Origin of the sequence: Polaromonas sp. (assembly GCF_043778355.1) — a bacterium.
Taxonomy (GTDB): domain Bacteria; phylum Pseudomonadota; class Gammaproteobacteria; order Burkholderiales; family Burkholderiaceae_C; genus Polaromonas.
Genome location: NZ_JAYWHI010000003.1, coordinates 1 through 15287, shown reverse-complemented (window position 1 = coordinate 15287; position 15287 = coordinate 1). Strand labels below are relative to the sequence as shown.

The following is a 15287-nucleotide window of genomic DNA, read 5'->3' as shown; positions in this document are numbered from 1 at the left end:
TGAGTTTTGGTGCGCTCAGCGCCAACGCCATCCAGGCCCTGAACGCCGGCGCCAAGCGGGGCGGTTTTGCGCACGATACCGGCGAAGGCTCCATATCGATCCACCACCGCAAGCATGGCGGCGACCTGATCTGGGAAGTGGCCTCGGGCTATTTTGGTTGCCGCAACGACAACGGCTGCTTCAACGCCGAGAAGTTTGCCGCCAACGCACGCGACCCGCAGGTCAAGATGATCGAGCTCAAGCTCAGCCAAGGGGCCAAGCCCGGCCACGGCGGCATGTTGCCCGGCCCCAAAGTCACGCCCGAAATTGCCGAGGCTCGCGGTGTACCGGTGGGGGTGGACTGCATCTCGCCCGCCTCGCACAGCGCCTTCTCCACCCCGGTCGAAATGATGCAATTCATTGCCCGCCTGCGCGAGCTCTCGGGCGGCAAACCCACTGGCTTCAAGCTCTGCATCGGCCACCCCTGGGAGTGGTTTGCCATGGTCAAGGCCATGCTGGAAACCGGCATCACGCCGGACTTCATCGTGGTCGACGGCGCCGAGGGCGGCACCGGTGCGGCGCCGCTGGAGTTCACCGACCATGTGGGCGCACCGGTGCAGGAAGGCCTGCTGCTGGTGCACAACACGCTGCTGGGCGTGGGCCTGCGAGACAGGATCAGCATCGGCTGCGCCGGCAAGGTCATCAGCGCCTTCGACATCACCCGCATGATGGCGCTGGGCGCCGACTGGTGCAACTCGGGCCGTGCCTTCATGTTTGCGCTGGGCTGCATCCAGGCCCAGACCTGCCACACCGGCAACTGCCCGACCGGTGTCACCACGCAGGACCCGGTGCGCCAGCAGGCGCTGGTGGTGCCGGACAAGGCCGAGCGTGTCTGGCGCTACCACCAGAGCACGCTGAAGGCGCTCAAGGAACTGCTGGAGGCCGCTGGCCTGCATCACACTGACGATGTGAGCGCGCACCACATCGTGCGCCGCATCAACGACACCGAGGTGCGCCTGCTCTCCAACCTGGTGATGCGGGTGAAGGAGGGCTCGCTGCTGACCGACCTCGACAGCCAGCACCAGGTCTTCAAGCTTTACTGGCCGCTGGCCAGTGCGCACAGTTTTGCGGTCAGCAAGCCCGGCGACAAGGTGTCGAGCACCGGCGAGCTGGCGCCAGCTGCCGCCTGAACTTCAATTTGCTACGCTTTTGATAGCTGCTTGCGCTTGTGCGCCAAGGGCCAGCAGCCTTTTTTGCATGGAAAGTACGGCCTGGTCCTTGCTCAGCAGCCAGGCCTGGTGGGCGACTGCGAGGTCGATGAAAATCTGGTCGTCAGCATCGCTGCAGGTCACCGGGGCCTTGGCTGCGGCCTCCACAATGCGTGCGTGGCGGTCAAAGGCAGCCAGTACATCGTTCGCCTGCAATTTGTAAAACGCCAGGCGCGGAACAATCTGCGGATAGGCCAGCACGCGTTCGAGTTCGTCACGCATGGGCGATGTACTGATCCAGTCGATCGCGCCGTCCTGCAGCGCCTGCAGCAGCGGCGCGGTGGCCGCATCCCTGAACACAAACAGGTCCAGCACGATGTTGGTGTCCAGCACCACCCGGTCGCCGGTCTGCGGCTGTGTCTCCATGGCGTGTCGCTCAGGACGCAGCAGCAGGTTTTTTCTCACGCGCAGAACCGGCCACCATGTCGAAGCGGAACAGACGGCATTCGATCGGGCCGTTCCACATCGGCACGCGCCGCGATTCCTTCAGGCGCATCTTCTGCGGCAGCTTCATGTCCGGCGTCAGCACATGGGCGGTCCAGCCGGCGTAGTTCTTCTTCCAGTGGCTGGCCAGTTGCGGGAAGAAGTCCGGGGCCTGCTCGCCGCTGTCGGTCAGCGCCTGCTCACGGCTGGGGTTGGCGCCGCGGTCACGCCGCGCCATGTCACCAGATTCATCACGCGTATCACCAGGGTCGCGGGCCAGCGGCTGGCCGAACTCGTCAATCGCTTCGCCTTGAAACTGCGTGACGCGGCGCTGGTCACGCCCCTGCACCGACGGGATGCCGGCGACACCGGCCACATCAATACGCTCGCCATAGGGCGGGTTCACCAGCATCACGCCCGAGGGCGCGGGCGGCATGCGCTGCAGCGCATCACCACCGCGCAGTTGCACCACGTCGGCGACGCCGGCGCGTTCAGCATTGCGCTGCGCAAAATCGACCATGCGGAAAGACACATCACTGCCGAACACTTGCGCGGTCGGCGCGGTGATGGCGGCTTCGGCCTGGTCCAGCAGGCCTTCCCAGACATGCGACTGGAAGGGTACGAACTTTTCAAACGCAAAACGCCGGCCCATGCCGGCGGCGACGTTGCGCGCGATCTGCGCTGCCTCGATCAGGATGGTGCCCGAGCCGCAGCACGGGTCATACAGCGGAACACCTTGTTTGCACAAACCGTTCTCGCCGCTCCAGCCGCTGGCAGCCAGCATGGCGGCGGCCAGGGTTTCCTTGAGCGGCGCGTCGCCCTTGTCCTCGCGCCAGCCACGCTTGAACAGCGGCTCGCCCGAGGTGTCGATGTAGAGCGTCACGGTGTCCGTCGTCAGGTGGGCGTAGATGCGCACATCGGGCCAGCGTGTATCGACATCGGGACGTACATCGTATTTGTCGCGGAAGCGGTCGGCGATCGCGTCCTTGATCTTCAGCGCGGCGAAGTTCAGACTGGTCAGCGGGCTGTGCTGCGCGGTGATCTCGACCTTGAAAGTCTGCTTGGGCGTGAACCAGATCTCCCAGGCCACGGCCGCCGCCGCGTTGTACAGGTCCTGCTCGCTGCGGTAACTGTTGTGCTGCAGCTCGATCAGCACGCGCTGCGCGAGCCGGCTGTGCAGGTTCAGTTGCAGCGCGTCGCGCCAGGAGCCGGACACCTGCACACCGGCGCGCCAGGCCTTGCCGCTGCTGCCGGTGATGTGTTTGACCTCGGCGGCCAGCAGCTCCTCGACGCCGGCGGCGCAGGGTAAAAACAGTTGCAGTTGGTTCATAAAGATTTACGTAGATTGGCCGGCGCAATGCGCAGCGCTTCGCGGTATTTGGCGACGGTGCGGCGCGCGCACTCGATGCCCTGCTCTTTCAGCATCTCGGAGATCTGGTTGTCGCTGAGCGGTTTTTTCAGGCTTTCGGACGCAACGAACTGCTTGATCAGCGCGCGCACTGCGGTGCTCGACGCATTGCCGCCGGTCTCGGTACCGAGCGCGGAGCCGAAGAAATACTTGAGCTCGAAAGTGCCGAAAGGCGTGCTCATGTATTTCGCGGTGGTCACGCGTGAAATCGTCGACTCGTGCAGGCCGAGTTCGTCGGCAATTTCGCGCAGCACCAGCGGGCGCATGGCCAGCTCGCCGTGCGTGAAGAAATTTTTCTGTCGCTCGACAATCGCGCTGCTGACACGCAGGATGGTGTCAAAACGCTGCTGGATGTTCTTGATGAACCAGCGCGCCTCCTGCAGCCGCTGCTGCAGCGCCGCGCCGCCCTGACCCTTGTTCTGTTTGATGGCATTGGCGTAAATGTCGTGCACACGCAGACGCGGCATCACGTCGCTGTTGAGCGAGACCTTGAAGCCGCGGCCCGATTTGACCACCAGCACATCGGGCACCACCAGGTTGCGCTCGACATTGACAAAACGCCGGCCCGGTTTCGGGTCGAGCCGGCCAATCAGCGCGATCGCGCCCTTGATCACCGCATCGGGAAAACCGCAGAGCTGGGACAGCCGTTTGACGTCGCGTTTGGCCAGCAGCTCCATCGGTTGCTGGCACATGGCGATGGCGGCGCGGGTCTCGTCGTTGTTTTTGCAGTCGAGCAACTGCAGCCCCAGGCACTCGGCCAGGTTGCGCGCGCCCACACCGGCTGGCTCCATGTGGTGAAGCAGCTTGAGGGCCACGGCAAATTCATGCTCCACTGCTTCAAGCTGCTCGATGTCGTCGCCGGCCAGGCCGGCGGCCAGCGACGCCAGGCTGTCTTCCAGGTAACCGTCGTCGTTGAGCGACTCGATCAGAAAATGCAGCGCGGCCTTGCCTTCAGGCGACAGGCGCAGCGACAGCGCCTGGCGGTGCAGATGCTCCTGCAGCGACTCCTGGCTGCGCGCCAGTTCGGTCGCATCGACATCGCTGTCGTCGTTGTTGTTGTTCTTGCGCGGCGTGGCGTCACCGCCCCACTCGTTGTCGTCGGGCGCGGTCTCCACGCTGCCGTCGCCTTCCCAGCTTTCCTCCAGCTTGGCTTCGCTGCTCGGCTCGGACTCACTGCTGCTGGAGGGGCCGCTGTCGCCCGTGAGGCTGCTGGACACGTCCGTGGTGGACTCAAACTCGCGTGTCTCCTGGCTGACCGGCGTGTCGGTCTGGCCCAGGCCGAAGTCCTCACGCGGTGCGGCGTCCTCGGAGACTTCCAGAAACGGGTTTTCGTCGAGCATCTGCTCGACCTCCTGGCTCAGCTCCAGCGTCGAGAGCTGCAGCAGCCGTATCGACTGCTGCAACTGCGGCGTCAGTGCCAGGTGCTGCGAGACGCGAAGGGACAAGCCTTGTTTCATAAGGCTTCCAGACGGGACCCGAACTTTTCCAGCGGGGGCCGCGGATCTGGCTTTGCCAGTCCGCAGGCGCCGTCCCCCTGGGGGGAGAGGCGGCTACACGAAGTGAGTCCGCAACAGGGGGGAGCCATGGCCTACATTTTGAAGTGCTCACCGAGGTAGACCCGGCGCACATCGGCGTTGTTGACGATTTCAGACGGCGTGCCGGTGGCCAGCACCTGGCCGTCACTGATGATGAAAGCGTGGTCGCAGATGCCCAGGGTTTCGCGCACGTTGTGGTCGGTGATCAACACGCCGATACCGCGCGATTTGAGGAAACCGATGATGCGCTGGATCTCGATCACCGCGATCGGGTCGATGCCGGCAAACGGTTCGTCGAGCAGGATGAAACGCGGTTGGGTCGCCAGTGCGCGAGCGATCTCGACACGGCGGCGCTCACCGCCAGACAGCGCCGGTGCCGGCGAGTCGCGCAGGTGGTCCACGCGCAAATCCTGCAACAGGGCGTCCAGGCGCCCATTGAGCACATCGGCGGCCAGCGGTTTGCCGGCCTCGTCGGTCTGCAGCTCCAGCACAGCGCGCACATTCTGCTCGACCGTGAGCTTGCGAAAAATCGAGGCTTCCTGCGGCAGGTAACTCAGGCCCAGGCGCGAGCGCTTGTGAATGGGCATGTGTTCGATCGACTCGCCGTCGATGGTGATCTCGCCGGCGTCGGCGCGCACCAGCCCGACGATCATGTAAAACGAGGTGGTCTTGCCGGCGCCGTTGGGGCCCAGCAAGCCCACAACCTCACCTTTCTGAACCGTTAGCGAGACATCCTTGACGACCTTGCGGCTTCCGTAGGATTTTTGCAGGCCGCTGGCAACAAGGCGGCTGACGGGGGCGGTGTCCGGGGGCACATTCATTGAGGCGGGTTTACCTTTTTGTCATCGCCCAGCGTGGTGCTGGGGCGCAGGGTGGGCGTTGGTCCGGACGGCGGCGGCGTGACGGCAGCGCCGGTCTTGTTGCGCGGCGCCAGCAGCGCGCGTATGCGCCCGGAGGGATTGTTGGCGGTGCGGTTCAGGCCGCTGCTGTCGACTGTGAACACATCGGTCGGGTTGTCATAAACAATCAGGCTGCCGGTGGTTTCGTCGGCCAGCGCAGCGCCCACATAACGGCGCAGCACGGCCTGCTTGATGAACTTGACGGTGTCGGCGCGGCTGTCGTATTCGATGCGTTCGCCTTCACCCTCGATGTACTCGTCGACCCCGTCACGCTTCTTGCGGTAAAAGGCCAGCTTGTCAGGCGCGGCATACACAAAGGCAGTCTGATACCCCTCGGGGTCCTGCATCACGTCGACACGCGCGCCGCGGATGATGATGGTGCCTTTGGTGATCACGACGTTGCCGGTGAAAACGCTGGTCTGCTTGAGGTCGTCATAACGCAGCGCATCGGCCTCGGCGTTCATGGGTTTGTCGCGGTCGCCCTTTTCAGCAGCGGCCGGGAAGGCCGCCAGGGCAGCGGCCAGCATCAGTACACGGGCGGGATAGTTCATAAAAGGCACGAATCTTGCTGCTTTGATTGGGTTGACTCATTGTAGCCACGCAGCTCTGCCAAATGACGCGGGAAACAAAAAACCGCCGGCGAGGCGGCGGTTTATGCGTCCATCAACGGGATTCGCATCCCCAAGGGCGCGGGAAAGCCCCTGTTGGCTAACCTTTGCGGGCCTGAATCACCAGGTAGTCGGTCACCTGCAGCGCCCGGTCCATGTTTTTGGCGAGCTCGCCCGAGGTGTAAAACCGCCCGGCCACGCCCAGCGCCGGCACCCCGTCCACCTTGTAGGCATCCTGCAACTGCGTGGCCTTGCGGGCCTTGGTGGCGATGCCGAACGAGTTGTACATTTCCAGGAACTTCACCTTGTTCAGGCCCTGCTTTTCGGCCCAGGCCGCTATCAGCTCGGCGGTATTGAGCAGCTGCTTCTCACCGTGGATGGCCAGAAACACCTTCTTGTGGAGCTCATCGACCTTGTTCATGGCTTCCAGCACGTAATACAGGCGCTGCTGCGGCTCGAAGTCCGGCCGGAAAGACACGGGCACACGCCGCACCACGACATCTTTCGGCGCCTTTTTGATCCACTCTTCCAGCGCCGGCTCGAAGCGGTTGCAGTGCGGGCAGCTGTACCAGAAGAATTCCACCACCTCGATCTTGCCGGACGGGGCTTCCACGGGGGCGGGTTTGTCGAGGACCAGGAAGTCGGTTCCCATGCGCGGTGCCGCCGGCGCCTGGGCCAGGGCCGGGGTGCTCAGGGCGCCCAGGCTGGCGGCGGTGGCCACCGAGGCGGTGGCGATCGAAAATTCACGTCGTTGCATCAATCATTTCTCCGTGTAGTGCTGGATGGTGCGAGAAGGTTGGACACCCTGCCAGCAGAAAGTTCAGCGCTGGACGCGCACCAGGGCGGTTTCGACGCCGTTGCCATCGAGGCGTTCCTTGGCTTTATCAGCATCTTCTTTTTTGTCGAAGGGGCCGAGGCGCACACGGAACACCGTACGACCCGATTGTTCGCGCTCGGTGACCCTGGCTTCCAGGCCCATCAGCGAAATCTTGGCGCGCTGCTGCTCGGCGTCCTCGGGCGTGCGGAAAGCGCCGACCTGCACAAAATAGCTGAACGGGTCGGCACCCGGCGCGGCAGCGGGCGCAGTCGCAGGTGCCGTCATCTTCGCCTTGGCCAGATCACCAATGGGGTCCACCGCCGGTTTGCCGGGTTTGGCCACGGTGGGGTCGGGCACCGGTTTTTGCACAGTGGCTGGTGATGCAGGTTGGGGCGTCACGTCGGTCACCGCACCCGACGTGGCTGCCGGCTTGGCCGGATTTTTGCCATACAGCGGGGCGTTCGGGTTCCAGTTCTGGTTCTTCTTGGCTTCGGCAGCGTCATGGTCCGGGCTGCGCGACTGGCCCTTGTTCATGAAGGGCACCGGCACCTTGGTGATGTAGACGGCCACGGCCAGCGCCGCGCCCAGACCGATCAGCGCGCCAATGATCAACCCCAGCAGGGTGCCGCCGCGTTGTGTGTTCATGCTTCGCCCGGAAGGTGTGTTGGAGAGCTTGCGCACCATGGTCGTCATCATTCCTTACATTTTGCGCGGGGCATCGACGCCCAGCACAGCCAGGCCATTGTGCAACACCTGCGCGGTCGCCGCGACCAGCGCGAGGCGGGCCAGCTTGACCGCTTCCTCATCGACCAGGATACGTTCGGCGTCGTAATAGCTGTGGTAACAGGCGGCAAGTTCGCGCAGGTAAAAGGCCACGTCGTGCGGCGCCAGTCCGGCGGCGGCGTTGGCCAGCATCTCGGGGTAACGCGCGATCAGCAACATCAACGCTTGCGCCTGCGGACTGGTCAGTGCCGACAGGTCCACATTCTTCAGCGTGGTTTCGTCGCCGCCCCAGGCCGCCAGCACCGAGCAGATGCGGGCATGCGCGTACTGCACGTAATACACCGGGTTGTCGTTGTTTTTTGCCACCGCCAGGTCCACGTCGAAGGTGTACTCGGTGTCGGGTTTGCGGCTGAGCAAAAAGAAACGCACCGCGTCCTTGCTGGTCCACTCGATCAGGTCGCGCAGGGTGACGTAGCTGCCCGCGCGTTTGCTGATCTTGACCTCTTCGCCGCACTTGACCACACGCACCATGGTGTGCAGCACATAGTCGGGGTAGCCCTCGGGGATACCGGCGCCAGCGGCCTGCAGCCCGGCCCGCACGCGCGCGATGGTGCCGTGGTGGTCCATGCCCTGGATGTTGATGGCTTTGCTGAAGCCGCGCTCCCACTTGGCCAGGTGGTAGGCGACGTCGGGCACGAAGTAGGTGTAGCCGCCGTCGCTCTTCTTCATCACGCGGTCCTTGTCGTCACCGTAGTCGGTAGACCGTAGCCACAAGGCGCCGTCGAGCTCGTAAGTCTTGCCGGCAGCCTTGAGTTTGGCGACGGCGTCCTCCACCCGGCCCGAGCTGTACAGGCTGGACTCCAGGTAGTAGTTGTCGAACTTGACCGAAAAGGCCTGCAGGTCCAGGTCCTGCTCGCGGCGCAAATAGGCCACCGCAAACTGGCGGATCGCGTCAAGGTCGGTGATGTCGCCCGATGCCGTGAATTCGCGGTCGTCGGACTTGACGGTTTTCTTCGCGATGAAGTCAATCGCGATGTCGGCGATGTAGTCGCCGTTGTAGGCCGGCTCGGGCCAGCCGGCATCACCAGGCTTGAGGCCCTGGGCGCGCGCCTGGGTGCTGGTGGCCAGCGTGTGAATCTGCACACCGGCGTCGTTGTAATAAAACTCGCGGTACACATCCTGGCCCTGGCTGGCGAACAGGTTGCAGATCGCGTCCCCGAGCGCCGCCTGCCGGCCGTGGCCCACGTGCAGCGGGCCGGTCGGGTTGGCCGAGACAAACTCAACCAGCACGCGTTGCCCGGCCTGTTGCGGCTTGACGCCGTAGAGGCCGGCGGCCTGCAGCACCTCGCGCACGGTCTGCTGCTTGGCCTCGGGCTTGAGCCGGAAGTTGATGAAGCCGGGGCCGGCGATCTCGATCGCATCGACCCAACGCTGGTAGACCGGCGTGGCCAGCAACGCGGCCTTCAGGCCATCGGCCACCTGGCGCGGATTGAGCTTGAGCGGCTTGGCCAGTTGCATGGCTGCGGTGGAGGCGAAGTCGCCGTGGGCCGCCACCTTGGGCGACTCAAAAGCTGCCCTCTGGCCGGCGCCAGGAGACAGTTGGTCCAGCTCGGCAGCCAGGGCGGCGAGCAATTCTTGTTTGACGAGGAGCATGGGCTGATTTTACGGGCGCGGGCTGCGGCGGTTCGGCGCGCCGAGACTGCTATGAATTTAATAGCTACTTGCGCTTGTTCGTCATGGGCTGAAGGCCTTTTTTGATCCTAAGCCAGTCCTTGCTGCCAAATCGCCTCACGCCTTGCGCGCACCGCCCCAAAACTCGGGCTGGCTGTAGCTGTGTTTGAGGAAGTCGATCCACAGGCGCACCCGCAGCGGCAAGTGTTTGCGTTGCGGAAACACGGCGTAGATGCCGTTGGGCGGCGCATCAAACTCACTGAGCACCGTCACCAGCTTGCCGGCGGCAATTTCCGCCTCGACTTCCCAGGTGCTGCGCCAGGCAATACCGTAACCGTCCAGACACCAGTCATGCAGCACCTGGCCATCCGAACAGTCGAGCGGACCGCCGGGTTTGAGATGGATGACTTCACCTTCCACCTGAAACGCCCAGCCACGCGTTTGCGAGGCGTCGCTGGAAAGCGTCAAGCAGGCGCATTTGGCCAGGTCGGTCGGGTGTTGCGGTGTGCCGTGGCGCTGAAGGTAGGCCGGTGAAGCCACACACAGGCGCCGGTTGTCGGCCATGCGCACGCTGACCAGCGAGGAATCGGGCATCTCGCCGACGCGCACCGCGCAATCGAAACCTTCACCGGCCACATCCACCACGCGGTCGCTGAGGTTCAGCGAAATCGTCACATCGGCATGCAACTCGCGGAATTTCGGCACCAGCGGCGCCACATGGCGGCGGCCAAAACCGGCCGGCGCGGTGATGCGCAAATGCCCGCTGGCCTTGACGCCGCCGGCCGAGACACTGGCCTCGGCGTTGGCAAAGTCCACCAGCAGGCGCTGGCAGTCTTCCAGAAAAGCACTGCCTTCATGGGTCAGCGACATGCGGCGCGTGGTGCGGACCAGCAGCTTGACCCCGAGACGCTCTTCCAGCGCATCGAGACGGCGGCCCATGATGGCCGGCGCCACGCCTTCGGCCTTGGCGGCGGCGGTCAGGCTGCCGCGCGTGGCCACCGACACAAAAGATTCAAGCTGCTTGAGTTTGTCCATGCGGCCCGATTATGCGCATGAAAGGTGGTAATTGTCTGCAGCAAGGCCTTGATTACGCCATCGTCAATCGGGCGCCACAAGCACGCCCTGGTCGAGCAGACGCTGGATGTCGGCCTGGCTGTAACCCAAACCGGCCAGCAGCTCCCGGCTGTGTTCGCCCAGCACCGGCGGGTTCAGGCGCACGCCGGGACGCTGGCCGTCCAGCGTCAGCGGCAGCAGCGGCACCGTCGTGTCGCGGCCGTCCGGCAGTCGCAGGGGCGCCAGGCCACCAGTCTGCTTCAAATGCGGATCGTCGAACAACTCCTCCGGTCGTGTGATCGGTGCAAACGGCAAGCCCTGGGCTTCGAAAATGCCGCTCAGTTCGCTCGCAGAATGCGACGCCAGCCGTTCACGCAGCAGCGGCAGCAGCCATTCCCGCGCACGCACGCGGTCATTGTTGCTGGCCAGCCGCGTATCGGCCTTCAGGTCGGCAAAACCAAAGGCTTCACAGAACAGCAGCCACTGGGTGTCACTGACCACCGCCAGAAAAACCTGCGCGCCGTCCCGCACGGTGAACACGTCGTAAATACCCCAGGCCGAGATCCGGTCGGGCATGGGCGCGGCCGGCGCGCCGGTCACGGCGAACTGCATCATGTGCTGAGCCACCAGAAACACATTGTTTTCAAACAGCGCGGCCTGCACCTGCTGGCCTCTGCCAGTGGTGGCGCGCGCCGTCAGCGCCGCCATCGCGCCGATGGCACCGAACAAACCACCCATGATGTCGTTGACGCTGCTGCCGGCGCGCAGCGGGTCGCCGGGCCGTCCCGTCATGTAGGCCAGCCCGCCCATCATCTGCACCACCTCGTCGAGCGCGGTGCGGTGGTCGTACGGGCCGGGCAAAAAGCCCTTGTGGCTCACATAAATCAGGCGCGGGTTCAGGCTGGACAGGCTGGCGTAGTCCAGCCCCAGCCCGACCATGGTGGCCGGCTTGAAATTTTCGCTGACGATGTCGGCGGTGGCGACCAGCCGGAGCACCAGCTCGCGCCCCTCAGGCCGCTGCAGGTCCACCGCGATGCTTTTCTTGTTGCGGTTGAACAGCGGGAAAAAACCAGCGCCCGAACCCAGCAGCCGGCGCGTGTTGTCCCCGGCCAGCGGCTCGACCTTGATAACCTCGGCGCCCAGATCGGCCAGCACCATGCCGCAGGTCGGGCCCATCACCATGTGGGTGAATTCGACAACTCGGACACCGGCGAGCGGCAGCGGTGCCGCTTCGGGGGGCTGGACGGGGGGAGGCAAAGGAGGCACGCAAATCCTTGTCGAAAGCCGGGCGGCGAAATGCGCGGCGGAGGCGACAAATTATGCGGCGCTCATCCGCATTAAATTTTGTGCACCCTCACCAATTACATCCTTAAAAGTAATCGATTAACTGATTTTTCCCATATTAATCTTTGTTCGAGTATCAAATACAGTCAAAGGTATGGAAAAACCCAAAGCCGGGCACGCTGTGCCACGGGCTGTTTTATTTGATGCCTACGGCACGCTGTTCGATGTGTACAGCGTGGGTCTGCTTGCGGAACAGTTGTTTCCCGGACAGGGCCAGGCCCTCGGTGTGCTCTGGCGCGACAAACAGATTGAATACACCCGGCTGGTGACCACCAGCAATGGTGGCGAGCACTACCAGCCCTTCTGGGACCTGACCCGCGCCGGCCTGCGTTATGCGTGTAAACGCCTGGGGCTGGACCTGGGCGCCGCCGCCGAAGAGCGGCTGATGAACCAGTACCGCCATCTGTCGGCCTTTCCTGAAACCCGCGAGGTGTTGCAGACGCTGAAGGACCGCGGCATCGTCACGGGCATCCTGTCCAATGGCGACCCCGGCATGCTGGATATTGCGGTGCGCTCCGCCGGGCTGGACGGCCTGCTCGACCATGTGCTCAGCGTGGACGCCATCCGCAAGTACAAAACCCACCCCGACGCTTATGCGCTGGGCCCGCAGGCGACAGGTCTGGCCGCACGACACATCGCCTTTGTCAGCTGCAACAGCTGGGACGCGCTGGGCGCGACCTGGTGTGGCTACCCCACGTTGTGGGTCAACCGGTATGCGCTGCCATTTGAGGAATTGGGCACATTCCCTGCGCGCACCGGCAGCAGCCTGCGCGAGGTGCTCGATTTTTTCCAGCCCGCCTGACCGATTTGATTTTTTACTTTTACTTTTACTTTTCTTTTTATCCGAGGACGCACCATGAGCACAACGACCCCACGCACTTCCCTGCACGGCCTGCAGGTGGCCACGGTTTTGCAAAGCTTCGTCGATGACAAGGTCTTGCCCGGCACCGGCATCAACAGCGCCGACTTCTGGAAGGGCTTCGCCGCCATCGTGAGTGACCTGGCGCCAAAAAACATCGCCTTGCTGGCCGAGCGTGATCGCCTGCAACTCGAACTGGACAACTGGCACAAGGCCAACCCCGGCCCGATCCGCGACATGAAGGCCTACCGCGCCTTTCTGGAAAAAATCGGCTACCTGGTGCCGGCGCCGGCCCAGGTGACAGCCACCGCGACCAATGTTGACGACGAGCTGGCGCTGCAGGCCGGCCCGCAGCTGGTGGTGCCGGTGCTCAACGCGCGTTACGCCCTGAACGCCGCCAATGCGCGCTGGGGCTCGCTCTACGACGCGCTGTATGGCACCGACGTCATTCCCGAAACCGAGGGCCTCGAAAAGGGCAAGGGCTACAACCCGGCACGCGGCGCCAAGGTCATCGCTTACGCCCGCAATGTGCTGGACCAGGCCACGCCCCTGGCCACCGGCTCGCACAAAGACGCCACGCTGTACAGCGTTATCGACGGCAAACTGGTGGTGACGCTCAAGGGCGGCGCCACCACCGGCCTGGCCGACCACGTGCTGTTCGTGGGTTTTCAGGGCGAGGCGGACAAGCCATCGTCCATCCTGCTGCGCCACAACGGCATCCACATCGACATCCGCATCGACCGCAGCACCACCATTGGCAAGGACGATGCCGCCGGCATCAGTGACCTGGTGCTGGAAGCGGCGCTGTCCACCATCATGGACCTGGAAGATTCAGTGGCGGTGGTCGACGCCGACGACAAGGTGATGGCCTATGCCAACTGGCTGGGCATCCTGCAGGGCACACTGACCGAAGAAGTGCAAAAGGGCGGCAAGACCTTCACGCGCGGCCTGAACCCGGACCGCGAGTACACCACCGCCGACGGCCAGCCGCTCACGCTGCATGGCCGCTCACTGATGTTTGTGCGCAATGTCGGCCACCTGATGACGAATCCGGCCATCCTGTACGACGGCGACAAGGAAATTCCCGAAGGCATCCTCGACGCGGTGATCACCGTGGCAATTGCCATGCACGACCTGCAGCGCATCGGCAAGGAAGCCATTGTCAACTCGCGTACCGGCTCGATCTACATCGTCAAGCCGAAGATGCACGGCCCGGCCGAGGCGGCCTTCGCCTCCGAACTGTTTAGCCGCGTCGAGGCGCTGCTGGGCCTGCCGGAGAACACCGTCAAGCTCGGCATCATGGACGAGGAGCGCCGCACCAGCGTCAACCTCAAGGCCTGCATCGCCGAAACCGCGGCCCGCGTGGCTTTCATCAACACCGGCTTTCTGGACCGCACCGGCGATGAGATCCACACCGCCATGCATGCCGGCGCGATGATGCGCAAACCGCTGATGAAAAACACCAACTGGCTGCGCGCCTACGAGATGAGCAACGTCCAGATCGGCCTGGCCTGCGGGCTGCGTGGCCGGGCGCAAATCGGCAAGGGCATGTGGGCCATGCCCGACCTGATGGCCGACATGATGAAGCAGAAAGTCGCCCACCCCCAGGCCGGCGCCAACACCGCCTGGGTACCTTCGCCGACCGCCGCAACACTGCACGCGCTGCACTACCACCAGGTCGATGTGGCGGCCCTGCAAAAAGACATGGAAGTCTTCGTCAACGAGAAAAAGTCGCTGGCGATGGAGGAAAACCTGCTCGACGCCATTCTGCAGATCCCGGTCGCGCTGGTGCCTTTCTGGACCGAGGCCGAGATCCAGGCCGAGCTGGACAACAACGCGCAGGGCATCCTCGGTTATGTGGTGCGCTGGATCGATCAGGGTGTGGGCTGCTCCAAGGTGCCTGACATCCACAACGTCGGCCTGATGGAAGACCGCGCCACGCTGCGTATCTCGAGCCAGCACATGGCCAACTGGCTGCTGCACGGCGTGGTCACCAAAGAGCACATCGTCAAGACCTTCGAGCGCATGGCCGCTGTGGTCGATGGCCAGAACGCCGGCGACCCGCTGTACCAGAAGATGGCCGGCAACTTCACGACCTCTGCGGCCTACAAGGCGGCGCTGGACCTTGTGCTCAAAGGGCTGGAGCAGCCGAGCGGCTACACCGAGCCGCTGCTGCATGCCTGGCGGCTGAAGGTGAAGGCCGGTAGCGCCTGAGCCCACGGGGGTCATGCCGGGCTTGAACCGGCATGGATCGCTGTGTAGCTATCTAATCAATAGCTACTCATCCAGTTGCGATATGGGCTGGAGGGCAATTTGACGCATAAAAATCGACCTTGCGGTCCAGCCCTGGTTGGCTGCACCGCAGCAAAGCGACTGCCCCGTGCGCCGGTCGCTGCCTTGTCCTACATCCAATTCACGATTGACCGCGTACTCTTTACAAGCGGCCAAAAAACGCTCACGCCCTGTGACGGCTTCACAGACCACAACTACATCTTTATCAGGAGTCCTTTCATGAAAAAACTACTCATTGCAGCCGGCGTTGCCGTTCTTCTCAGTGCTTGCGCAGGCGGCATGTCCGGCAACACCATGTCCGGCGGCCCATCGGTCATGGTCGGCGGCGCGGCCATGTTCCCGACCAAGGACATCATTGACAACGCCGTCAATTCCAAAGACCACACCACCCTGGTCGCCGCAGTCAAG

13 protein-coding genes and 1 pseudogene are annotated in these 15287 nt (G+C 63.7%); 4 read left to right on the top strand and 10 right to left on the bottom strand.

The window, feature by feature from the left end:
• Positions 1-1169, top strand: a 1169-nt coding sequence (locus tag ACH2CW_RS00285; RefSeq protein WP_395054655.1) for an FMN-binding glutamate synthase family protein, incomplete at its 5' end; no start/stop codon positions are given.
• 3 nt (positions 1170-1172) lie between these two features.
• Here ACH2CW_RS00285 and ACH2CW_RS00280 read toward each other — a convergent pair.
• From ACH2CW_RS00280 to ACH2CW_RS00235, 10 genes are all read right to left on the bottom strand, one after another.
• Positions 1173-1613 (bottom strand): putative toxin-antitoxin system toxin component, PIN family, encoded by a 441-nt coding sequence (locus ACH2CW_RS00280; protein WP_395054653.1) that lies wholly within the window; start codon positions 1611-1613, stop codon positions 1173-1175.
• Positions 1614-1623: 10 nt separating this feature from the next.
• Positions 1624-3000: a class I SAM-dependent RNA methyltransferase gene (locus ACH2CW_RS00275; protein WP_395054651.1), complete on the bottom strand. Its 1377-nt coding sequence runs from the start codon at positions 2998-3000 to the stop codon at positions 1624-1626.
• Positions 2997-4535, bottom strand: a complete 1539-nt coding sequence (locus ACH2CW_RS00270; RefSeq protein WP_395054649.1) for an RNA polymerase factor sigma-54 — start codon at positions 4533-4535, stop codon at positions 2997-2999. The genes ACH2CW_RS00275 and ACH2CW_RS00270 overlap by 4 nt, the downstream gene beginning before the upstream one ends.
• Positions 4536-4666: 131 nt before the next feature.
• Positions 4667-5434: an LPS export ABC transporter ATP-binding protein gene (gene lptB / locus ACH2CW_RS00265; protein ID WP_395054647.1), complete on the bottom strand. Its 768-nt coding sequence runs from the start codon at positions 5432-5434 to the stop codon at positions 4667-4669.
• Positions 5431-6063, bottom strand: a complete 633-nt coding sequence (gene lptA, locus ACH2CW_RS00260) for a lipopolysaccharide transport periplasmic protein LptA (RefSeq protein ID WP_395054645.1) — start codon at positions 6061-6063, stop codon at positions 5431-5433. Before lptA ends, lptB begins: the two co-directional genes overlap by 4 nt.
• A 157-nt stretch (positions 6064-6220) precedes the next feature.
• On the bottom strand, positions 6221-6877 hold the full coding sequence (locus ACH2CW_RS00255) for a thiol:disulfide interchange protein DsbA/DsbL (RefSeq protein WP_395054643.1): 657 nt from the start codon (positions 6875-6877) through the stop codon (positions 6221-6223).
• A 63-nt stretch (positions 6878-6940) separates the two neighbouring features.
• Positions 6941-7582 carry an SPOR domain-containing protein gene (locus ACH2CW_RS00250; protein WP_395054641.1) on the bottom strand — a complete coding sequence of 214 codons (642 nt, stop codon included), beginning with the start codon at positions 7580-7582 and terminating at the stop codon, positions 6941-6943.
• Positions 7583-7636: 54 nt separating this feature from the next.
• Positions 7637-9313, bottom strand: a complete 1677-nt coding sequence (argS, locus tag ACH2CW_RS00245) for an arginine--tRNA ligase (RefSeq protein ID WP_395054639.1) — start codon at positions 9311-9313, stop codon at positions 7637-7639.
• A 135-nt stretch (positions 9314-9448) separates the two neighbouring features.
• Complete coding sequence (locus ACH2CW_RS00240; protein ID WP_395054637.1) at positions 9449-10366, bottom strand: LysR family transcriptional regulator; 918 nt, start codon at positions 10364-10366, stop codon at positions 9449-9451.
• A gap of 63 nt (positions 10367-10429) precedes the next feature.
• Positions 10430-11641: a CaiB/BaiF CoA transferase family protein gene (locus ACH2CW_RS00235; protein WP_395054657.1), complete on the bottom strand. Its 1212-nt coding sequence runs from the start codon at positions 11639-11641 to the stop codon at positions 10430-10432.
• Positions 11642-11822: 181 nt separating this feature from the next.
• Between ACH2CW_RS00235 and ACH2CW_RS00230 the strand changes: the two genes are divergently transcribed.
• The 3 genes and pseudogenes from ACH2CW_RS00230 to ACH2CW_RS00220 all read left to right on the top strand — a co-directional run.
• Positions 11823-12530: a haloacid dehalogenase type II gene (locus ACH2CW_RS00230; protein WP_395054635.1), complete on the top strand. Its 708-nt coding sequence runs from the start codon at positions 11823-11825 to the stop codon at positions 12528-12530.
• A gap of 54 nt (positions 12531-12584) precedes the next feature.
• Positions 12585-14801 carry a malate synthase G gene (locus ACH2CW_RS00225; RefSeq protein WP_395054633.1) on the top strand — a complete coding sequence of 739 codons (2217 nt, stop codon included), beginning with the start codon at positions 12585-12587 and terminating at the stop codon, positions 14799-14801.
• A gap of 297 nt (positions 14802-15098) precedes the next feature.
• Positions 15099-15287 (top strand): annotated as a pseudogene (locus ACH2CW_RS00220) (fasciclin domain-containing protein); the annotation flags it as partial.